The following is a 16,447-nucleotide window of genomic DNA, read 5'->3' as shown; positions in this document are numbered from 1 at the left end:
TACAAAAGAAACAAATTATTCCTTTTCCCCCAACTTTTCCGCTTGATCCGTTTTTATATTTATTGGGGTCAAGCATTAACTCATCACGAACACTCTGGTCACATCCATGAAAGCCCAGAATAAGATTAGGCCGTTGATTATACATGCTATAGCGATTATTTTTCCTTCGAAAAAGAAGCTAAGGTGGGATAATTTTTACTATAGTCACCTTTTTTATTGAAGATACCTGCATTAACCAATCTGGCCATAGCCTCCTCCTTAGAAGAATTCATTCCTCTTTCCTTTTTGGCTAAATCAATTAACTTCTGGCTATCTTTATTACTCATTTTGGCTTGTGTTTAGTTTACAAATCTATCAACTGAATTCAGGTAAACTTTAAAAGCAGATTCTCCACCTACTTCTATAACTTTATTGAAGTGAAATACAAATATACAAAATTAGGGTAACATTACCACATCTGTTTTATCCCATGTTATATCCCACGATGTAACATAATCATCTCCTTGAATAACCAACAATATCATCAAAATATTGTTTAGCCTTTAGTATAGCAAAATCATGCTCAGAAGAGACCACAAGTGCGATAAAAAAAAGCCTGGAGAGTTCCTGAATGACAAAATTAGCTACGGCAATTGGAAGAAATTATTCTGGCCATTAACCAATTTAGAAAAAGAACAACTTTACTTTTTAAAAATAAAGCACAAAACAAAAAAATGGGGTATGGAAAGTTCTGAGAAAATGAACATGCTGAATTATCCAATTAACCATGATATAAAAATTTCATCTATTCAATAGCTGAAAAGCGCATTTTGCTTAATTTAGTTTACTAAAGTCTTATACAATGATTTAAAAATGAAAACGGAAAAAGACATCATACTAAATGTTCCTGAGGATTGTAATAACGCCCCAAAAAGAAGGTTTGTTAGAGACTTTGTAGTTGCACTTTTTAAAAGAGATTTACGCATGATTAGTGAAAAACTTGCCGAAGGATTTACTTTTAAAATAATCGGCAATAGATCGGTTGTAACTATAGATGACCTTGGAAAACACTTAAAAACTTATGATAATGCAATTGAGCTGACCATTGATAAGATATTAAGCCATGGTAAATATGCTGCTTGTAACGGCATTGTGAAAAGCAATAAAGAAGAAATCAGTTTCGCATATTTCTTCGAATTTAAATCTGCAGGCAACAACACCCTTAAGACAATTTCTGAATATGGTATTTCAGACCAATAGTTTGTCTAGATCAAGTATTTAGCGAAGATTTCGATCATATTTTATCCGCGTAACCAGATCCCCGAATTCTTATCGCAAACTATATAGATCTGAGAAATGAAGTGCATCCGTTTCAGACAACATCACATAGCGCTGCACCAAATCAGAAAAGACTTACTTTACACACTTATAATGCCATCAGCACATTGTAAGCTACCTTTACTTCATATCCTTCACATAAGCATTCCTCCCTACAATCCAAAATCCCCTTATTTTACAAGAAAATAATAGAGGGATCTTTGCTGGATTGGCATCTCCGATATTAAGTGCAAAATCTGCACCCGACACCTCCTCTTCAGTACGCGTATTGTTAACAAAATTTAAAATATTATGAACCTACACACCGGACTAAGTCTGCCTTAAATTTATTAATTTAAACCCCTGTAATATGTACAAACTTAACCTCTTATGCGTAACTATTCTCTTTACGCTGAACGTTTTTGCCCAGAATGGCAAAACTGACATCATCAAAAAAAACAACGGAGAAGAACTGAAGGGAAAAGTTATAAAAATAACTGATTCTGACGTTTCGTTCGTTTATTCGGGTGAAACTGCAGAGTATGTGATCAAAAAATCAGATATTGCCCAAATCGTGCATTCCAGTGGACGCGTTGAATCATTCTCTACAGCTATCCAGCCAGCAGAAACGCGCCAGAAGGACCAGGTCACGATGATAGCAAGTCCAGCTGATCATCACAACAAAATCGCCATTTTGCCTTTTACCTTTTTGATGGATAATCAGCCCGGTGCTGATACCATTGGTTTAAAAGCGCAGCAGGATGCATATGGCATTTTATCACAACATTCACAAGGATACACCATCATCGATCCCCGCACAACCAACGCTGCACTGATCCAGGTAGGTGCCACACCAGATAAACTCATCGGTTTTACGATGAAAAACCTTTGCGACATCCTCGGAGTGGAATACATTATAGATGGTACAGTAACACAAAATAAAGGTTACCAGACCAGTTCCACCAGTAACTATGGAAATACCAATGTCAAACGTGACGATGCCGAGAAAATGAAAGGCGTATCTGGCTACAGCTCAAGCAACAGTAATTCGGTGCAGCGTTACGATGTGAGTGTGAGCCTGCAAATATATATGGACAATAATGCCAGTATCTATAACCAGAGCCACAAGGCATTTTTAAGTAATACAGACGGCTCCTACAGCGGACCACTTGAGTATTTAATCAAGAGGTGCCCACTTTATAGAAAATAAACTTCTAATCTACCGCTCATGAATGCTAAAAAATTAATGGCCTGCTATTATTCTCTGTCCCAGCCTGAGTATAATGGAAACGAAGTGATCGGTACAGAAGACTGCCAATGCTCAGCAAAGCCACTCAGTAGAAGCCCAAATAAAATTATTTTGGATAAAAATGCGAAAGCATGAATTTTGAGGGGAATCATTATTTGTTACCTGTCGGAGATCTAATAACTCAGGATTTGGATTATGCATAAAATTATTGCAACTTTGTTGCGATAATGAAAAACAAAAAAAGGAATACCTTAAGAAAATGCTACCAGGCGCTTGCCTATTTATGCATATTTTTAATATTCTCCACACCTATTAGCCAGTTAGGCCATCATCATCCTGATAATACTTCTTTTAAATGCTGAGGAAATAAAAGCTTCACTTGATAATGTTATCGAAAAGTGTGAGCTCTGCGCTTGTATGGCACAGCTTCATGAGAAGGGATTTCTGCTAGCTCATCCTTTCAATTTCAATGTGATTTTACCAGCAGCCCTTGGGATTTGCACAGATTTGATTGAGCGTATTTACAATTTTGTAAGATCAGGATTTACGAACAAAGGACCGCCTTTACGAGTTTGAAATACTCCATTAACATCTCCACTTGTTCTCTGTAGAAAATATTTGGTAAACATAGTATGATCTTGGGGCACCCATATGGTAGTCATACCTTGCAGGTAGCTAATATTTTTAGGTACAATTGCAATTTTCCAATTACCCGAAAACATAGTATCGGGACAAGGTGAAATATTTAAAGCATATCCCTCCAATACCCTAAAATCACTCTTTCCTCGACAACAAATCTTCCATTGCAAACCAACTGGAGGATTTTTAAGGAAAAATTTTAAAAATCATCAAAAAAATGAAGAAGAATTATAAAAAAATATTGCTAATGATATTCCTAACAGTATCAGCTCTAGGTGCATGCAAGAAAGACAACCCCACTCAGAAAGAAGCGCCCCTACCCACCATTGACAAGGTCGAGGTAGGGCTGAACAATAATGAAGTAGGGGTAATAGGACGCGATTTCCATTTTAATGCGAATGTCTTAGCAGGGGAGAAAATCAACGTTATTAAGATAAAAATTCAACAGATAAGTGGTGAAACCTATGCTAAACCATGGAATTATGAGATAGTTTGGGAGCAGTACAAAGGGGCGAAAAACACCACTGTCCACAAGCATTTCGACATACCTAGTACAGCAGTTGAAGGTAAATACGATTTTATCATTACTGTTTTGGACGAAAATGGAACATCACTGGAGGAGAAACGTAAGATACAGATATACTCTTCACAAAATCTACCAGTTGATTTAAGTTTTGATTTTGGTATTGACGCTGTTGATGTTGATTTCAAGCCCGTCAGGATACAGTATTCTCTTCAAAACATTTATGACTCCGCAAAATACAAATCCGAGGATCCGATAAATAAAAATGAGTTTTTGGCACCGATTGTTAGCATCGCAAGTGTAAAAGGTGATGGTAAGATGTATTGTCTGATAATTAATAAAAAGCATAATCACAGACCGGAGACCATTGCAGCGATAGATTTCACAAAAGCTATTGTTGCTGATGTGTGGGAACACAAATCCCTTACTAAATCGGAGTTCGCTACCAATATGTTCAATTTTTCAACCACACCAATGACTATTGTTTATCCATCAATAAAAATTGGTACAGATAAAGACAAAAACATTCCGTTAGCTAATCCAATTGCAAATCTCAAAGCCTGGGAGTCTGGCGATTATTATGTAGGATTTATCTATCATAACAGCACCTACAACATGGGAATGTATCATTATGCAGAAGTTAAAATTAATATGGAATAAGATTTAAAATTACCCTATTAAGATAAACCGATCATCATTCTTTTGCCTTATTTTATTACCACCTGCAAAATTTGAGCGACAACATTTGAGCTTAAAGACGCTCATTATGATAGTTATTTAGTGGGAATTGTATTTTGTAAGTATAGGGTAGTGACAATGGAGTCTCTTTATTAAAACAAGAGTGATTCCAGACGAGATGTTAGGAAAAATATCCCAAACAAAACAGTGCAGATTGCGTTGATGTTGCAAAACAAATTATTATGGATTTTACAATTGAGCTTGAAGACATGGTAGCGATGGTAGTATCAATGATCTGTGGGGGGATTATTGGTTTTGAACGCGAGTATCGCAGTAAATCAGCAGGTTTTAGGACCATTATTCTGATTTCTTTAGGCTCAACAATCTTTACGATCGTTTCCAGGCACGGAGCCGGAGCCGATGACAGGATTTCGGCAAACATAATTACTGGTATTGGCTTCATTGGTGCCGGGGTAATTTTTAAGGATGGGGTTACCGTACGAGGCTTGACCACCGCAGCAGTAATCTGGACTTCTGCGGCAATTGGTATGACCACCGGCATAGGGTATCATGCATTAGCACTCGCACTAACCTTGATTACCCTATCCATGTTGCTTTTGGTCACCAGGATAGAAAAGTTGATCGCCAAAATGCAAAAAGAAAAATTATTAAGTGTCACCTTCCAAAGTTCAGAATTTAGTCAGCTTACCGAACTGGAACAGTTCCTTAAAAGTGGTGGGTTACTGGTCGAACGGAATGAGGTTTCAAAAAATAATAACCACTTATCAGCAATATTCAGGATTTCTGGAAAGAAAAAGCTTTTAGTTGAGATGAAGGAAAAGCTCGCTCAGCGTGAAGAGATTCTCTCCTTCATTTAATTAGCATAATGCACCCGATAGATGTGTACTATTATCAAAAGCCACCCCCTTCAAGATCTCTTAAAATAGTATTTACATGAACTAGATATATGAATTTCCAGCAGGATGACATTTTTGGAAGCTTATTAAACAAAAAAGGAGGCCATCCCATAATTGTTTATGAGACGATCTCCTGAGGCGCAAATTTAAAACACTACTCCCCCCGTCCATCACTTACGGGGAATCATATGTACTTCGCATTTACCACTAATGCTTACGCCGGAGTCGGGACAACCTATACTGTCAGAGCAGTTAACAAAATTACCTCTGAAACGTATGTGGAGCAAAGTAATAGGAGATTATATTAGGGGGCAGGATGATGCCCAGTACACGGCTTGGACTGTGCGTGGCTACTACCGAAAGAATGAACCATCTGGATTTATTAACCAGTAAAGAGATGCAACATAGTGGCGCATATTTCAGTGATTCCTTCTTCAATGCCGTAGAAAACCAGGTATATTATACTTCTTATCTGAACAAATCAATCCTTGCCGTAGCTATTCACCGTCCAATAGAACTTGAAGGCATGTTTGTTAAGCCAAACGGTGATGGCTGGTGGAGAATACCTGTTGTTGTGAAAGGAGCAAAAGTTTATAATCCTGCAGAGTTTGCCATGAATATGATTGAATAATATTACATAAAATATCAATTAGCAAATATAAGGTCGATAGGTGGCAGTCGTGAATACATCAAAAGGTCTTAGACAGCCCTATCATTAGCACTGTTCCACCAAAAATAAACCTGATCGCAGCTGCATCCCGATGCAACCGGGATAAAGCGCAGAGCAGGACTACAGTACCCGATGAGCACCACAGGACCTTTCCAAAAAAAAAATATTTCCTCCAACCAAAAACAGACAGATACACAGCACAACTACCCACAAATAAAAAAATTAAACTTTCTACCCCCTGCTAAAAAATATGCCCAAAAGATATTAAAACATATTCCCAGCCCCCTAAAAAACTCCCTTCTAATTTCCCCCATCACCAACCCCTCCCTCACCTTTACATTTCGTATAAAACCTTTCCCATTTTCCGACCAACCCCATCCCCCCTATACCTTCCATCAATCTTTTAGCTTAAATCTTTCTGGCCAACTTTCTAATAAAATAATGCAGATGTTACCAGCAAAGAGGATCTGATCTAATGAAGCCTAAATGGTATTTTTCTCCGTAGAAAACACATTCCTGAAATATGTATATTTGTAATTTTACCTCTACAACTATGAATTTTCATCCCGCCCAAGTCATGCTGGATTTCCTGAGAAACGGTAATATGCCGTCCATGCTCCCTGGGGATACAGTGACACATGATAGCCGCTATCATCAAGATAGCTTCCCTCTTCCAGAGCTGATCGAACACCTCGAACAATACTACTCTTATGAGTGCATAGAAGGACAATTCAAAGCAGAACAAATCTTTAAAATATTAACTGTTAAAACCTAAAACAAATAGCTACTCACAAAGAGATATAGCCATCATGGCAAAAAAAGGGCAGGTTCCGTTTACTTGCACAACAAACAATTATTGCGTACCTACCATCAGATGGCCTAAGCGATAGCGGGGAGCATCCCCACTGCGGTTACCTTGTATTGAAAACAGATATCGCTTTTTCGATTAAATTATATTTCTTTGATTTTTTAATGACCCAATTCCTTGACGGATTATAAGTTATTGTTGGATGGCGAACCTTGCCCGTTTAAAAACGGACGATGAGTAGGTCTATACTAAAATTTATAAGCGGTATGTTTTGGTCATACTCTGCAATGCCTAAAAACAGACCTTGAGAATGCAAGTTTTTTTACTTCAATAGGTTACTGTACGCCCACCAAAAACAAAACTAAGGCATCGCAGCTATTCATTCTGGCATTTAGCATTTCGGTTTGCAATACCCAGGTCTATCTGCTTTCGAAGCCTACTGTTCTGGAAAAAAAAGCCAATGAATACGATTATTGGGACCATGTAGATTTTATCATAGATAAAGCGGCAGAGAGGGGCTTATATATGGCATTAGTACCGGTTTGGGGAACCAAGGTAGAAGAGAAAAAAGCAAAAGAACCTGAAGCAAAAGTTTAGTCTTCTTTTATTGATAGTTGAGTAAAGCACATCGGATCAAAAGTTGGTTTTCAGAATCTATCCAATTGGAAATACCCCAAATCATGGAAATAATCTTTGTCTAGCTTACTATCTTCTATTCAATTAGATCTGACAAGGGTGTACTTCGAAATATATCGGGGTTACCCGATACACTCGAAATTGATTACTAAAGATGTGGCAACAGCGCCTCCCTTGAACATTAATAAACTTTTAATAAAACGGTTCTTGGTCAATTTGGTAAAAGTTCTTATGAACGCACCACCTAAAGTAAAATTTAGGCATTTCCGTATCAACTGGATTAATTATTTCACCAAAACTGCCAAAGAACCGTTAAACTAACCACATATTCTGCCAAAACCTTTCTCTCAGCGATTATTCCAATGCAAAAGCCTCCCAACCAGCAATAGTAGCCCTGTTACATTTCATTACCGACTGCCCATCTTCAGAAGAAATGTATTTACCATTATTTCCTTTAAGGGAAATTTTTCCATTAGCGTTTACCACCCAATCAAATTTTTCCCAATCACTGATCGTTGTCCGGTTGCAGGTTATCCCAGTTGTAGCCCCATTTTCGGAGGATACATATTTGTTCATGCTTCTCAAGCCTATTTTTCCCGCGCCTGCATCAATAATGGTAAAAGTTTCCCAGCCAGAAGCGCTGGCACGATTACATCTCATTGGTGCTTCCCCATTTTCGCCAGAAACAAACAGGTTATTGGGACCTTTTAATTTAACGGTTTGACCAATGGGTGGCTCAGCTTGTATCTGCAAGCTACCCAGTTCCAGCCAGCCATTTTTAAAAACACCAGTTACGGCAATTGCAATCCCCGGTTTGTTAGCATTTGTTTTATCAATAATGGCAACCCCCCATTTATAACTACCAGCGGGCAAGTTAATTGCCGGTGTAGTAAAATTATATGTCATAGGATTATCTTTCAGCCACTTAGAAGGGTCACCATTTTCATCTATAAAAAGTTTTTTCACCACACCAGCGGTATCCAGAATAGCAAAGGCAACTTTATATTTATAATTCCACTGGGGAATGTTGTTAGGACAATATCCCCAGCCCATGTTTCTCCAGCGATGGCCCACTGTAGCGCTGGCGCCGTTGGCAATTGCATTTGGTAACGAAACCTCATCGGGATACAGCCTGTAGCCTCCCTCCGCATTGAAGCGTTGTACCAGAGGAAAACTGGTTTGAAACCAAGAAGCCGTTTCGCCAACCCTAAAGTCCATCATATTTACGGCTGCTTCTTCCGATCTGTCAAATTCGCCTTTTCTTACATCTTCAGGATGCCCTTCCCGATATTGGCCATTCGAGTCAATCCAATATCGGTGTGTACCGCTCACAATCCATCCTCCCTCCATAATAATCGGGCGTTTATGTTTCCAGGTTGCGGCAAAGTTTTTCTCCCAACTTTGATAATAATCGGTCATTCCGAAAGCATCGTGTCTCAGGCTATATCCTTGATTTATTGCTTTCACCAGTAGCGTATTACTAATTACGTTTGCTGCGCCCCAGCTCGTAGGATGGCCTATAAGCCTGTGGTAGTTGATCACTAAAGGCACTTTGGTAAAAGTCCTGTTGTATAGCGCCATAATCCAATCCAATACCTCTTCCTTAACGGTTTCTGTTTGTGCGGCCGTTAGCACTCCCGGTGCTGCATATACTGTATTATGGGCTTCTCCCCATTTGCCTAAACCATAGGCATCGATAAAGGAGGTGCGAACGGGATCATTAAAATCCTTGGCGAGCTCTTCAATGAAAGTGGTGTAATATTGTCTAAAAATCGGATCCTGGGGAAAGGGGGTTTTCTGTGCCGGTACTGCAGGGTTTGATAACCAATATTGAGCACCTGCGGTGAAGACAAAGGCTGGGGTGTTTTCTCCCTGGTCACGTCCATCTACTACAATTCGCAGTGCGATGGGTAAACCTCTCGTTTTAACGCCATTGATTAACTTACCTATCTGAGAGTTAAGGTCTCTCCAGGCATAAACGCCAGGGCTTGGATTAAGCGATCTCCAACTGGTGCGGATGTAACAGGCGGATGCATAATCAATTGCCTTAACGTTGGCACCCAATTCGGGAACAAAAAACTGACTATCCCAAAAGGTATCGGTAGCATCACGCTTCCCATACAATACCCATCCGTTTAGTGGGTTTCGCAATACCGCGGTGCTGTTATACACAGGCGTGATCAGTACATTATTGGCAGCACCAACAACAGCCATTTTTCTAGGCCCGGTACTAAAGGTTTCGGAAAGGTCTTCTTCTACCTTTTTGGAGCAGGAAAGTGATTGAAAACATAGAAAGGCCAACAAAGCGACCTTTCCGGTTCGCTCGAAAATTAGTTTTTTCATGGTCATAAACATTAAATTTTAGATTTAAAAGTTCGTTAGATTGATGCGTCACTGATTTTGAAAACTCAAGGCAATAGCTTGCCTTTTCGCTAAAAATGAATGCACACCACTGGCTACCTGAATAAGGGGAATGACATAAAAAGACATTACAGATTAGCGGAAAGATCGTCGACAAATCTTTATTTCGAATCAGAATGACGGGTTAAAAGGTCGGTGCCTAAGTAAACTGTCTACTTCGGATATGAAAAGCGCTGTGCACGTTTCTAATCCACCGCGTATGGATTTTATCGACGTGTAAGTTGCCTTCCATTTCACCTTGCGCTCCATTTAATGGAATTTAAGATAATGGCTCATAAGAATATAATTTGGTTGTGATAAAAATACACAGAGAGGTGTTCGGGAGGGTTCGTTTTTGTCCGAAAATGGTTCAATTTTGTACAAACCGGTAAAATATTGGGATATAAGGGGTTATAATTGTTTATGAGATAACCACAAAGCACGCAGAGTAAAGGCAAAGTGGGCACAGAGTTGGATCCACAGCCAAACCTTAAATCCCCTTAACTTCCTAATGTTTAATTATCCGCAAAGCACGCAGAGTTTTATCACAAAGCACGCAGAGTAAAGGCACAGTGGACATAGAGTTGGATCCACAACCAAACCTTAACCCCCTTTAACTTCTTAATGTTTACTTAATCGCAAAGCAGGCAGCATTTTAACGCAATGGACGCAGAGATAAATTAACAAAAAGCATGTTTCATGATATAATAGTGGATATGGTTAAGAAAAACAAAAAACGGAGGCGCTTTACAGCATACCTCCGTTAACTAAAACTAACCAACTTTCTTTAGATAAAATAATTAAAACACTATAATGATGTTCAAACAACAGCATACGCGCAAACCTCATGGTATACAATACAGATTGGCAAAGCGGATAAAATTTGTCCAATCATAAACATTGAGGTCATGTTTTCCTTCCCTGAAGTGGTAAGCCATAGCCGAATTAATAATTGGACTGTTCAGGGCTGGCATCTCCTTCGGCAGGGTAACTTTCTTGCGATAGAGATCATAAACAGGCCTGGCATGTACCAACGACAGAAATGAGCCATAGGGATCTGCCCATCTATCTTCAGTAGCGTTAGTGGTATAAACAGGTCGTGGAGCAATCAAACCAATGAGCATGTGCTGATCTACTGGCAGGCTGTTTACATCGTTACTATATTTTTTGTAATTGTTGTTAAACCAGTAACCAAATTGTTTATTGATCAGGCTTATGGTTTCGCCATATTTACGCCTGGCAAGTGATGCACCTGTACTTCCCGAGCAACTGCTGAATATTATAGCAAAACGTTGATCCTGAGCTGCAGCCCACAAAGCTGTTTTACCACCTCGTGAATGCCCCACCAGGGCAACATGATTAAAATCAATTTCTTTATCTGTTTTAAAGTAATCCATCACCCTGCTGGCGGCCCAGGCCCAAACGCCAATGGCCTTCATTCCATTGTCTTTTTCCAGTTCTGCAGGAAACAGTTGTTTTAATACACCATTTTGATAGCTGTCCTTACGGTCGGGAGCCACATCCGAATGATGAAAGGCAGCAATGGCGTAACCACTGTCGATGACCATTTCTGCAGGCCAAAAGGTACTCTTTCCTATTCTTGCCGGATCTGTATTTTTGCTATTGCGGTTGTTAATCAGTAGAAATACCGGAGCAGGTGTTTTGCGCTTGTTGGGAATAAAGAGTACTACCGGAAAGGATACCGAATGGCCACCGTTCCAGGCCGTAATTTTTATTTCTTTCAAATGTGCTTTTCCTGCCATGGCATCAGCTTTTTCATTGGTGATAACAAACTTTAAACTGTCGAAACTGCCTGGTGTTTTTCCATAAACATGCTCTTCAAACAGGGCTAAAAGCTCTGGTCTACGTTTCCTTTCCCATGTAGCGCTATTTTTGACCTTTTCTCCCTTTGCAGTAAGGAGTATATCGGGTAAGGTATAGGCTGGAACGGTACTTTCATCATAATTAACGATTTCTCCCATAAACTTATCTGTTTTCTGCGCATATAAGCCTGCTGACAGGAAATTTAGTCCAATCAAGCAGATCACTGCTTTTTTCATCCAATAGCTGATAAGCAGTCTGCCTTGAGGAGCGAAGGTTTTTAATCTTATCATCATTATCAATAACCAGGATTTTGAATGAGTTTATTTGCCTTATTGATTTCAGTTTGCTGAAAAGGATACCAATAGTTCTTGCTGCTAAAGATTCTGTTTTCAATTACAAATGGGCTATAAGTGAGCGCCGTACCCACCTTAGTAATTTTCATTCCTCTAACCGCTCCATTAAAATTGCTTTCCCCATCTTTCCAACGCCGCACATCGAAAAACCGTTGTTCTTCGAAACACAATTCTACCCGGCGTTCATTTTTAATCCGATCACGCATTTGCGGTTGCGTTAATCCGGCCAGCGCAGGCATATTTGCACGGTTACGTACAGCATTTATTGCCGTATAAACCTCAGAATTCGGACCTCCAAATTCGTTCAGGGCTTCTGCATAGATGAGTAAAATTTCTGCATAACGAAACAATACCCAGGGCCTTCTTACGCTTGTGGTACCCGTGATGTTGTAAGTGGCGTTACCACTTAAAAACTTCCGCAGGTAATACCCGGATTTGGTACTGTTTACATTGGAAGGAACATTGTCACGTCCACCTTCATAAGTTTCCACTGCCCGGGTTAGGCTTCCTGTTTTAAAATTTGCCCCGTTGTATACTATAAACTGGTTTAAACGCAAATCTCTATTTACATACGGGTTTTGCGGATCATAGCCTGATGTAGGGTCGGTAATGGGTTTGCCATTGGTCATTTCAAAAGCATCGACCAAATTCTGTGTTGGGTTTGTTCTGCCCAACCCTCCCGTGAAGCTAATAGGCGCATTGTTTGACTCAATTGCATTGGTATTGCTTGCCGGTGTAGCAAATATGACCTCGTTGTTGTAAGAGGTTGCAGCAGTGGTGTAGTCCCACAAGTTCGGAAACAAGGCCGCACTTAATAAACTATGTTTGTTTAAATCGATCAAATCCTTTGCTGCATTTGCTGCATTTTGCCAGCGTTGCAGATCGTTACCAGGGTTATACTGCGGACTTGCATAAACCAGCAGGGTTTTAGCTTTTAGCGCCATTCCCGCAGCCTTTGTCGCACGCCCATAATTGGCGGCATCCCAATCCTTGGTAGAAGCAGCAGGAATCTGATTGATTGCCGAGTCGCAATCTTTAACAATTTGTTTGACCACATCATCAACAGAATTGCGGGGAATGTTCAGGTCTTCTACCGGTGAAAAGGACCGGGTGGCAAGGACAATTCCACCATATCTTTTAAATAATTCGTAATGAAATAAACCTCTCAGAAAAAAGGCTTCTCCTCTTAATCCACGAAGATCGCTTGCCGGAAAGATCACCGCCGTGGGAGATCGCTCCAAAAAGGTATTAACCACCCATAAGCCGTTGTAGAGGTTGGTATACTGCTCATCAAAGGTCCTTAAACTGCTCCAATTGCCATTATTGAAAAGGTTTACGTTGCTGTTTAGATTTGAATTCACTGCTTCATCACTTCCACTGGCCATTAATGCCCCTGAACCATCAACATTGTACCTGGCCAGCATATAATTATAACCGTTATTTAAATATTCCCGCACACGCCTGTCTGTATTCCAAATTGCTTCTTCATTCACGGGGCCTTCACTGTAGGATGGCTCAAAGAATTCATCCTTGCAAGCGGCAAAGATCATCAGCAAAACAGCCAAAACGATTTGCATGCCATATATTTTCTTTTTCATCTTCATTTGAATTAAAATTTAACATTTATACCTACTGCAAAGGTTTTCACGTAAGGATAAGAGGAAAAACGACCTGCATTAGGTGTTTCGGGATCAATATCCAGGTCATCGAGTTTGGAAATTGAAAAGATGTTATTACCACTTACAAAAATCCTTGCTCCTTTAAAGCGTAAGCGTTGATTCAGGCTTCGTGGCGTACTATAGCCGATCTCGGCAGATCTGAGTTTTAAAAAATCTCCCGAATACAGCCAAAAGGTAGAGTTGACAGTATTATTACCATTATCTGAAATTCCAACACGAGGATATTTGGCCGAAGCCGCTGTAGCTGGAGTCCAGGTGTCTAAGCTTAGCTGATTTAGACCATTTGGACCAGCATACATGATATCGGAAAGGTCTACTGTTCTGCCCTCTACCCCCTGAAACTGTGCTCCGAAATCAAACTGTTTATATTTAATATTAAAACCAAATCCATAAAATATTTTCGGAATATCTGTATAGTCGCTTGAAACTGCATCATTTGCATCTATTACATTGTCATTGTTAACATCCTTGTATCTAAGGTCGCCTGGCACAACGAGGCTTGAAAGGGTTTGTCTTGGACTGGCATTAATTTCTGCCTGGCTCTGAAAAATACCTTCTGCAATGTAATAATTTCCGCCGTTCACATATCGGCCTATTGTAGATTGATTGGGTAATACGTTTTCAGTTCTTTCCAAAATTACGTTTTTAGCATACGTAAAGTTGGCGTTCGTACTGATCAGCACCTCACCAATTTTTTTATTGAAGGTTCCACTGGCATCAAATCCCTTGCTGCTTACCTTGCCCGAATTCACCTGCGCGATGGCGATTCCAACAATACCGGGTAAGTTTGCAGGTCCAAGTATATCAGTTCTTTTTTCATCAAAATAATCAAAAGAAAAAGAAAATGCTCCTTTAAAAAGGTCTACGTCTGTACCCAGATTCAAGCGGTCAATTTTTTCCCAGGTGGTTAAGGGGTTACCCGCAGGACTTACCAACCTTGCCGTGGTTGATGTAGAAAAAGTAGAGCCCAGGAATGGTCCTGCATCTCTGGTAAACAGCGTACGGTATGGCAACCTTACCACATTACCACTGGCATCGTAAGTTGGGCCAATATTACCCGAACGACCATAAGACCCCCGTAATTTAAGGTAGCTGATCACTGAAGCATCCTTCAGAAAATCTTCTTTGGAGATTAGCCACCCGGCCGATACTGCCGGAAAAAAGCCAAAACGTCTTCCCGGTGCATAATTCTCAGACCCGGAATAGCTCCCTGTGAACCCCAGCATATAGCGCTGCTTGAAACTGTAATCTGCTCTCCCCAAGAGCATACGGGAACGGTAGTCCAATCGGTCTACCGCTGCACTTACATATTGTTGGGCACGTACATTGGCCTTTATCTGATGATCTGTGGCAATTGTTCTGTTGTAATCTAAGCCAAACCAGAGCTCATTATTTTTGGTATTGGTTTGAAAGGCTGCAGTTCGGTAAGCAATAACGGCTGGTGTACGATAAGTTTGTACAGGAGTGACTGTCTGATTAAAAACTGCATAATTTTCAGATAACCCATCGCCATAATTACCGTAGCCATCGTAAGAAAAGAATAAGTTTGCTGAAAGGCCCCTGGTTATAAAATCCAGTTTTTGATCGGCCATGATGCTGGCCAGTAAAATATTAGTTGTAGTCCTGGAGAATCCTGTAGCCTGTAACTGACCTAGGGGATTATTTTGAAAGAGCGAGGTTCCACCATAAGATCCATCTGCATTTAAAATAGGAAAAGCATTGGGCGGTAAATTATACAAGTTGCTAAACACAGTGCTGGTGCCATCTCCAACATCATTGCGCACTTCACTTCTTAGTCCTGCCAAAAGCGTTAAGGTAAGTGTTTTAGTAACATCATAGTCTAAATTGATACGGAAGTTATAACGTTTATAACCATAATTTGAATCGTAATTAGGGGTTTCGGTTTCTTTAAAAAGACCTTGCTGATTAAAGTAACTCACCGAGCTGAAATAACGTACCCTATCGTTCCCACCACTAAAGATAAGCGCGTACCGCTGGGTAGATGCCCTTTTGTTAAGAAAGCGATCTAAGTAGTTGTTGTCTGGATAAAGGTAGGGATCGGTATGGTTTTTATAACCTTCTAAAGCCGCATCATTATAGGCTGGTGCCTGCCCGGCGTTGGTTAACCCGCGATTGTACAGGGTAGCAAAATCAAAGGAGTTTAAAGGCTTAATGAGGTTACTGGCAGATTGAAAACCACCCTGAGCATCAAAAGAAATTAGGTTCTCCCCTACTTTACCTCTTTTTGTTGTTACCAGAATTGCGCCATTGCCTCCATTTAGGCCGTACCAGTTTAAGGCAGCAGCATCTTTCAATACCGTAACACTTTTAATTTCGCTAATATCCATATCTTCGAAATCGCGTTCAATTCCATCAACCAGAAAAGCTGGTGAAGAGCCTTGCGCATAAGATGATCTTCCACGGATTTGATAGGATACATTTCCGCCACCTGGCTGATTACCTGTCCACCTGAACAAAAAGCCGCTCAACCTCCCGGCAAGCAAACCAGACAGGTTGCTGATGGGTACCTTAGTGAGCTGGTTGTAGCGAAGCGAGCTCTGGGCATAATTCAGTTCTTCTCTGCTGCGTGTACCAAAGGGAATTTCTATTAATTTATCTGTTGAATCTGTCAGGTTACCATTTTCGCCCGTAACACACTCCTGCTGAATAGTATTTTGTGCTAAGGCTGTGCAGGTATACAGATAGCACATGATGCCCAAAATAATGCCTGAACATTTAATATATCTTGTCATTTCTTATCTTTTAAATTATGTA

At 40.1% G+C, this 16,447-nt stretch carries 13 protein-coding genes; 8 read left to right on the top strand and 5 right to left on the bottom strand.

Going from position 1 to position 16,447, the window contains the following annotated elements; all coding sequences use genetic code 11:
• Nucleotides 1-155: 155 nt before the first annotated feature.
• The gene (locus BMX11_RS24375; protein WP_175474600.1) at nucleotides 156-326 is read right to left on the bottom strand and encodes a hypothetical protein; all 171 of its coding nucleotides are present in this window, start codon (nucleotides 324-326) and stop codon (nucleotides 156-158) included.
• A 232-nt stretch (nucleotides 327-558) separates the two neighbouring features.
• On the opposite strand from BMX11_RS24375, the gene BMX11_RS24370 reads away from it, so the two are divergent.
• The 8 genes from BMX11_RS24370 to BMX11_RS24770 all read left to right on the top strand — a co-directional run bounded on the left by BMX11_RS24370 (nucleotide 559) and on the right by BMX11_RS24770 (nucleotide 7,377).
• Nucleotides 559-795, top strand: a complete 237-nt coding sequence (locus BMX11_RS24370) for a hypothetical protein (protein ID WP_090886433.1) — start codon at nucleotides 559-561, stop codon at nucleotides 793-795.
• 57 nt (nucleotides 796-852) lie between these two features.
• Complete coding sequence (locus BMX11_RS17030) at nucleotides 853-1,239, top strand: hypothetical protein (RefSeq protein WP_090886431.1); 387 nt, start codon at nucleotides 853-855, stop codon at nucleotides 1,237-1,239.
• Nucleotides 1,240-1,666: 427 nt separating this feature from the next.
• The gene (locus BMX11_RS17025; protein ID WP_090886429.1) at nucleotides 1,667-2,506 is read left to right on the top strand and encodes a hypothetical protein; all 840 of its coding nucleotides are present in this window, start codon (nucleotides 1,667-1,669) and stop codon (nucleotides 2,504-2,506) included.
• 895 nt (nucleotides 2,507-3,401) lie between these two features.
• Nucleotides 3,402-4,367: a DUF4625 domain-containing protein gene (locus BMX11_RS17015; protein ID WP_090886425.1), complete on the top strand. Its 966-nt coding sequence runs from the start codon at nucleotides 3,402-3,404 to the stop codon at nucleotides 4,365-4,367.
• A gap of 260 nt (nucleotides 4,368-4,627) precedes the next feature.
• Complete coding sequence (locus tag BMX11_RS17010; RefSeq protein ID WP_090886423.1) at nucleotides 4,628-5,263, top strand: MgtC/SapB family protein; 636 nt, start codon at nucleotides 4,628-4,630, stop codon at nucleotides 5,261-5,263.
• A gap of 355 nt (nucleotides 5,264-5,618) precedes the next feature.
• Nucleotides 5,619-5,933, top strand: coding sequence for a hypothetical protein (locus BMX11_RS17000; protein WP_139180209.1), 315 nt, complete (start codon nucleotides 5,619-5,621; stop codon nucleotides 5,931-5,933).
• A 592-nt stretch (nucleotides 5,934-6,525) separates the two neighbouring features.
• Nucleotides 6,526-6,747, top strand: coding sequence for a hypothetical protein (locus BMX11_RS16995; protein WP_090886417.1), 222 nt, complete (start codon nucleotides 6,526-6,528; stop codon nucleotides 6,745-6,747).
• Between the two features lie 315 nt (nucleotides 6,748-7,062).
• Nucleotides 7,063-7,377, top strand: a complete 315-nt coding sequence (locus BMX11_RS24770) for an apiosidase-like domain-containing protein (RefSeq protein ID WP_090886450.1) — start codon at nucleotides 7,063-7,065, stop codon at nucleotides 7,375-7,377.
• A gap of 393 nt (nucleotides 7,378-7,770) precedes the next feature.
• On the opposite strand, the gene BMX11_RS16980 is transcribed toward BMX11_RS24770, so the two are convergent.
• From BMX11_RS16980 to BMX11_RS16965, 4 genes are all read right to left on the bottom strand, one after another.
• Entirely contained in the window at nucleotides 7,771-9,759 is a 1,989-nt protein-coding gene (locus tag BMX11_RS16980; protein WP_217643862.1) for a DUF4832 domain-containing protein, read from the bottom strand.
• Between the two features lie 902 nt (nucleotides 9,760-10,661).
• Nucleotides 10,662-11,933 (bottom strand): glucuronyl esterase domain-containing protein, encoded by a 1,272-nt coding sequence (locus BMX11_RS16975; RefSeq protein WP_090886415.1) that lies wholly within the window; start codon nucleotides 11,931-11,933, stop codon nucleotides 10,662-10,664.
• Nucleotides 11,934-11,935: 2 nt separating this feature from the next.
• A complete protein-coding gene (locus BMX11_RS16970; protein WP_217643861.1) occupies nucleotides 11,936-13,591 on the bottom strand; it encodes a RagB/SusD family nutrient uptake outer membrane protein in 1,656 nt (551 codons plus the stop codon).
• Between the two features lie 11 nt (nucleotides 13,592-13,602).
• Nucleotides 13,603-16,425, bottom strand: coding sequence for a SusC/RagA family TonB-linked outer membrane protein (locus tag BMX11_RS16965; protein ID WP_090886410.1), 2,823 nt, complete (start codon nucleotides 16,423-16,425; stop codon nucleotides 13,603-13,605).
• Between the last annotated feature and the right edge of the window lie 22 nt (nucleotides 16,426-16,447).

It is taken from the genome of Pedobacter rhizosphaerae (assembly GCF_900111155.1).
Classification (GTDB): Bacteria; Bacteroidota; Bacteroidia; order Sphingobacteriales; family Sphingobacteriaceae; genus Pedobacter; species Pedobacter rhizosphaerae.
The sequence above is the reverse complement of the archived record's forward strand: the minus strand, read 5'-3'. Positions and strand labels throughout refer to the sequence as shown.

Coding starts and splice junctions, on each gene's coding strand:
- BMX11_RS24375 (WP_175474600.1), bottom strand. CDS start 326: ATGAGTAATAAAGATAGCCAGAAGTTAATTGATTTAGCCAAAAAGGAA.
- BMX11_RS16980 (WP_217643862.1), bottom strand. CDS start 9,759: ATGAAAAAACTAATTTTCGAGCGAACCGGAAAGGTCGCTTTGTTGGCC.
- BMX11_RS17010 (WP_090886423.1), top strand. CDS start 4,628: ATGGATTTTACAATTGAGCTTGAAGACATGGTAGCGATGGTAGTATCA.
- BMX11_RS17015 (WP_090886425.1), top strand. CDS start 3,402: ATGAAGAAGAATTATAAAAAAATATTGCTAATGATATTCCTAACAGTA.
- BMX11_RS16970 (WP_217643861.1), bottom strand. CDS start 13,591: ATGAAAAAGAAAATATATGGCATGCAAATCGTTTTGGCTGTTTTGCTG.
- BMX11_RS17025 (WP_090886429.1), top strand. CDS start 1,667: ATGTACAAACTTAACCTCTTATGCGTAACTATTCTCTTTACGCTGAAC.
- BMX11_RS17000 (WP_139180209.1), top strand. CDS start 5,619: ATGATGCCCAGTACACGGCTTGGACTGTGCGTGGCTACTACCGAAAGA.
- BMX11_RS16975 (WP_090886415.1), bottom strand. CDS start 11,933: ATGATGATAAGATTAAAAACCTTCGCTCCTCAAGGCAGACTGCTTATC.
- BMX11_RS16995 (WP_090886417.1), top strand. CDS start 6,526: ATGAATTTTCATCCCGCCCAAGTCATGCTGGATTTCCTGAGAAACGGT.
- BMX11_RS16965 (WP_090886410.1), bottom strand. CDS start 16,425: ATGACAAGATATATTAAATGTTCAGGCATTATTTTGGGCATCATGTGC.
- BMX11_RS24370 (WP_090886433.1), top strand. CDS start 559: ATGCTCAGAAGAGACCACAAGTGCGATAAAAAAAAGCCTGGAGAGTTC.
- BMX11_RS17030 (WP_090886431.1), top strand. CDS start 853: ATGAAAACGGAAAAAGACATCATACTAAATGTTCCTGAGGATTGTAAT.